Source organism: Rhizobium sp. P1_E6, assembly GCF_056405875.1.
In genome coordinates, this window is record NZ_JBFUBG010000185.1 from 1 (window position 1) to 4,454 (window position 4,454).

A 4,454-nucleotide genomic window follows, 5' to 3' on the forward strand; every position below is an offset into this window, starting at 1 on the left:
ATACGAACTCAGTTCTTCGTAAAGATATAATCCGTTTCCTATACGAACTCAGTTCTTCGTAAAGATATAATCCGTTTCCTGGCGCAGCACTTCACCGGGACGCAATACCGCGTTCGGAAAGTCCTGATGATTGATGGCATCGGGCCAGATCTGCGTTTCCAGGCAGAAGCCGGCGAAGGGACTGTATCTGCGGCCATCGAGACCCGGCACCGGCACGCCGAGCTTGAAGCCGGCATAGAACTGCACGCCCGGCTCTGTCGTACGCACTTCCAGCGACACGCCGGAATGCAGGCTGCGGGCAAGTACGACGGAGCGCTTGGCTGTGCGCTCGCTCGAAAAGCAGAAATTGTGGTCGTAGAGCGCTTGCTCTTGACCGGCAAAACGCTTCATCGGCGCCATCGCACGGAAATCGAATGCGGTGCCCTCGACGGAGCGGATCTCGCCGGTCGGTATCTGCCTTTCATTGGTCGGCAGATAGTGATCGGCGGCGATCATGATGTCGTGCGCCAGCGCATCCTCCCGGCCATCGAGATTGAAATAGGAATGCTGACAGACATTGGCGATCGTCGGCTGGTCCGTTGTCGTCTCGTAGGTGACAGAAAGCTCGCCATCGCCATGCACGCGATAGGTCGCCTGGATCGTGCAGTTGCCCGGATAACCGGCACGGCCATCGGGATCGACGATCTTCAGCACCACGCGGTCGGTCTCATGCTCGACGACCGTCCAGACAAGCGTGCCGATATTATTGCTGCCGCCGTGAAGATGTGTGACGCCCTTCTCGTTAAGTTCGAGCTGGTAGTCCTTGCCGTCGAGCGTGAACTTGCCGTCGCCAATACGGTTGGCACAGCGTCCCGGCGTCGCGCCGAAGAAAGGCGAATGAGCGAGATAGCTTGCGAAATCCTCGAAGCCGAGCACCAGCGGTGCGTCATGACCCTCCAGCCTGATATCCTGGATAACTGCACCCCAGCTCAACACCTTGACCGTCAATCCGCCACCGCGGATGACGACGCGATGGACGGTCTCGCCGTCCTTCGTCTGTCCGAAAACTTCCCGTTCCAACTTGTCCGCCATGATCGACGCTCACTCCATCCCTAGAATTCAGGAACCGGAACCTGCCCCCATTTCCTGCAAACCGCAACCGGGCAAACCGGAAAACAAAACGCCGTCACAGAAATGCGACGGCGTTATTTGTAAGCCCGCCCGATGACGCTCAGATGCCCGAGCCGATCTCTTCGATATCGTAGGACGTCGTCTGGTAGATCTCGTTGATCCAGTTGCCGAAAAGCAAATGCGCGTGGCTGCGCCAGCGGTTCTGTGGCGCAAGAGTGGAATCGTTATGCGGGAAGTAGTTGTGCGGCATCTTGATCGGCACGCCGGCATTCACGTCGCGGAAATATTCGTCCGAAAGCGATGTGGAATCATATTCGACATGGTTGAAGATATAGAGCCGCCGGCCCTTCGCCTCGTGCACGAGACAGACGCCCATCTCGCTGGATTCCATCAGGATCTCAAGACCATCGACCTTCTCGATGTCGGCCCGGCGCACCTCGGTCCAGCGCGACACAGGAACCTCGAAATTATCAGAGAAACCATTGAGATAGACAGATGAGGGCTTGAGATTGCTGTGGCGGTAAACGCCGAAGGCCTTTTCCTTCAGCTCATATTTCGGCACACCGTGAAAATGATAGATCCCCGCCATCGCACCCCAGCAGACATTCATGGTCGAATGCACATTCGTCTGGGTCCAGTCGAAAATCTGCTGCATTTCCTTCCAATAGGTAACATCCTCGTAGGGCAGCGTCTCGATCGGCGCGCCCGTGATGATGAAACCGTCGAACTTGCGGTGCTTCACTTCCTCCCAGGTCTGGTAGAAGGCGAGCAGATGTTCTTCAGACGTATTCTTGGCCTTGTGGTTGCCGACGCGGATCAGCGAGAATTCCACCTGCAGCGGCGACGCGCCCACAAGGCGCGCCATCTGCACCTCGGTCTTGATCTTGTTCGGCATGAGGTTGAGCAGCCCGATCTGCAAGGGACGGATATCCTGGCGGATCGCCACCGTTTCGGTCATCACCCGCACGCCCTCGTTCACGAGGGTTTCGAAGGMGGGCAGCGTGTCGGGGATCTTGATGGGCATTGCGGTCAACTCGATCAAAATAAAAAACCGGCGGCGAAAGAATCGCTACCGGTCCGCACGCGGCCCTTTAGCGATTTATTTAACGTGGCTGCAAGCCGGCCGGCCAAATCACCACGAGGCACCTTAAATAGCGCCAGTCTCGTTGCGAATCAACTGTCAATGCAGATAGCTGCAAAAGCCATCACGCTTTCTTTATGGGTGGTGGAATCTGTTGATGGACCAGTAACGCCCCCATGTTATTAATGTAAGGATGGGCGGATTTGGAAAGTTGTAATGGCAAATGACGTTGAAAGGGGGAGGGGCATCCAGAGTCAGGACCGGGTAGGGTATGATCTCAGCCTGACATATCGACTTGGAGTGATGTTCTCCGCATTCTGGAATTCTGAGGTTCGTGGCAGGGTGCTGCTGCTTGCGATAACGCTCGTCGTCATCATCCTGGCAACCGCCTATGGACAGGTGATCCTCAATGAGTGGAATGCGCCCTTCTATGATTCCCTCGAACGCCGTGACCTTGGCGAATTCTTCAAGCAGCTCGAAGTCTTCGCGATGATTGCCGGCGCTCTGCTGCTGCTCAACGTGTTGCAGGCCTGGCTGAACCAGATGACCGCGCTCTATATGCGCGAAGGCCTCTCGCGCGATCTCGTCGATCAATGGCTGAAGCGCAAACGCGCCCTCAAGCTTTCCACCATCGGCATCATCGGCGTAAACCCCGACCAACGCCTGCATGAGGATTCGCGGAATCTGGCGGAAAGCACGACCGGGCTTGTGCTCGGACTGCTGCAGTCGACCATCCTGCTCGTCAGCTTCATCGGCGTGCTATGGGAGCTTTCGAGCGGCTTCATCTTCCATATCAGCGGCTATAACTTCACCATTCCCGGCTATATGGTCTGGGCAGCAATCTTCTACGCCGCATCAGCCTCGCTATTGAGCCAGGTCGTCGGCCGCAAGCTCGTCAAACTCAATGCCGACCGGTTCTCGAAGGAGGCCGAACTGCGCTTCGCGCTGATGCATGCCAATGAGAACATGCCGGCGATCACAGTGGCGCGCGGAGAGGAGAATGAGCGCAAGCGCATCAACGGCGATATCACCAATGTTCTTGCCGTCATCAAGCGGCTGGCCATAGCCAATACCAACCTGACCTGGGTTTCGGCAGGGTACGGCTGGCTGGTCATCGTCATCCCGATTATCGTCGCAGCCCCAGCCTATTTTTCTGGCGGGCTGACCTTCGGCCAGTTGATGATGTCGGTCGGCGCCTTCAATCAGGTCAATACAGCGCTGCGCTGGTACGTCGCCAACTTCGGCCCGATTGCCGAATGGCGCGCCACGCTGATGCGCGTCACCGATTTCCGTCAGGCGTTGCTGGAGATGGACGATGGCTTCGATCTGAAAGACACCATTGTTTATGAGGAAACCGCGCCGGATACGCTGACGCTGAAGAATGTCGTCATCCTCGCCAAGCTTGGCGAAGACATCGAGGATTGCGGCGGCTTCCGGATGCGCGAGGCGGATGTGACGATCAAGGCCGGCGAAAAGGTCATGATCAACGGCGATCACAGCGTGAACCGCCGCCTGCTCTTCCAGGCCATGGCCGGCCTCTGGCCATGTGGCAAAGGCACAATGGGCCTACCGCCCATTGCCGACATGCTGTTCATCCCGCAGGTCGCCTACGTGCCGGGCGGCACGCTGCGCGAGGCAATTTCCTTCCCCCAAAAACCCGAGGCCTATGACAAGGCGACCGTCGAGGCCGCACTTGAGGCTGCCGGCCTGCATTCGCTGATCGCCCGCCTCGACAGCCGCGCGCGCTGGGACAAGCTTCTCGATGCCGATGAGCAAAAGGCCATCGGCTTTGCTCGCCTGCTTCTCGTCAAGCCGCGCTGGGCCGTTTTCGATGAAGTGCTCGAAGGCATGGAGCCGGAATGGCAGCGCACGATGACGAAGCTGCTCGCCACCATGCCGGACACCGGCATGATCTATATCGGCCGCTCGGAAACCTATCTGGAAGCGCTGCACCCGCGCACCCTGCACCTGCAGGCACTGCCCTCGAAATCGGACGAAGAATCGGCAACTTCGGTTCCCGGATCGAGCGCCGCGGCAGCTGCCGCCCCGGCGCTCTAGGCTCCAGACTCAATCAGGCCCACCAAATGACGATGGCGGCGATGTAGCAAGTTGCCGCGAAGTTGAGCATGAGCTTGTCATATCGAGTTGCGACACGCCTCCAGTCCTTGAGGCGACAGAAAGCACGTTCGATGATATTTCTCCGGCGGTAGGCGACGGGGTCGAACGGTTTGATCTGCTTTCGGGTTGGATTGTTGGGAATGAC

Annotated in this window: 4 protein-coding genes and 1 riboswitch; of the genes, 1 reads left to right on the plus strand and 3 read right to left on the minus strand. The window is 57.9% G+C overall.

Going from position 1 to position 4,454, the window contains the following annotated elements:
- Positions 1 to 48 precede the first annotated feature (48 nt).
- Together AC1D35_RS34845 and metA are read right to left on the minus strand one after the other, a co-directional pair.
- Complete coding sequence (locus AC1D35_RS34845) at positions 49 to 1,071, minus strand: aldose epimerase family protein (protein ID WP_113308658.1); 1,023 nt, start codon at positions 1,069 to 1,071, stop codon at positions 49 to 51.
- A gap of 139 nt (positions 1,072 to 1,210) precedes the next feature.
- On the minus strand, positions 1,211 to 2,134 hold the full coding sequence (metA, locus tag AC1D35_RS34850) for a homoserine O-acetyltransferase MetA (protein WP_477942460.1): 924 nt from the start codon (positions 2,132 to 2,134) through the stop codon (positions 1,211 to 1,213).
- 47 nt (positions 2,135 to 2,181) lie between these two features.
- Positions 2,182 to 2,259, minus strand: a riboswitch (SAM riboswitch).
- 148 nt (positions 2,260 to 2,407) lie between these two features.
- On the opposite strand from metA, the gene AC1D35_RS34855 reads away from it, so the two are divergent.
- A complete protein-coding gene (locus tag AC1D35_RS34855; RefSeq protein ID WP_113308656.1) occupies positions 2,408 to 4,249 on the plus strand; it encodes an ABC transporter ATP-binding protein/permease in 1,842 nt (613 codons plus the stop codon).
- A gap of 13 nt (positions 4,250 to 4,262) precedes the next feature.
- Here AC1D35_RS34855 and AC1D35_RS34860 read toward each other — a convergent pair.
- On the minus strand, positions 4,263 to 4,454 hold a 192-nt coding region (locus AC1D35_RS34860), incomplete at its 5' end, for a transposase (RefSeq protein WP_477941564.1).

Bases quoted from the DNA above. Each gene is read 5' to 3' on its own strand.
- AC1D35_RS34845 (WP_113308658.1), bottom strand. From the start codon at position 1,071: ATGGCGGACAAGTTGGAACGGGAAGTTTTCGGACAGACGAAGGACGGC.
- AC1D35_RS34855 (WP_113308656.1), top strand. From the start codon at position 2,408: ATGGCAAATGACGTTGAAAGGGGGAGGGGCATCCAGAGTCAGGACCGG.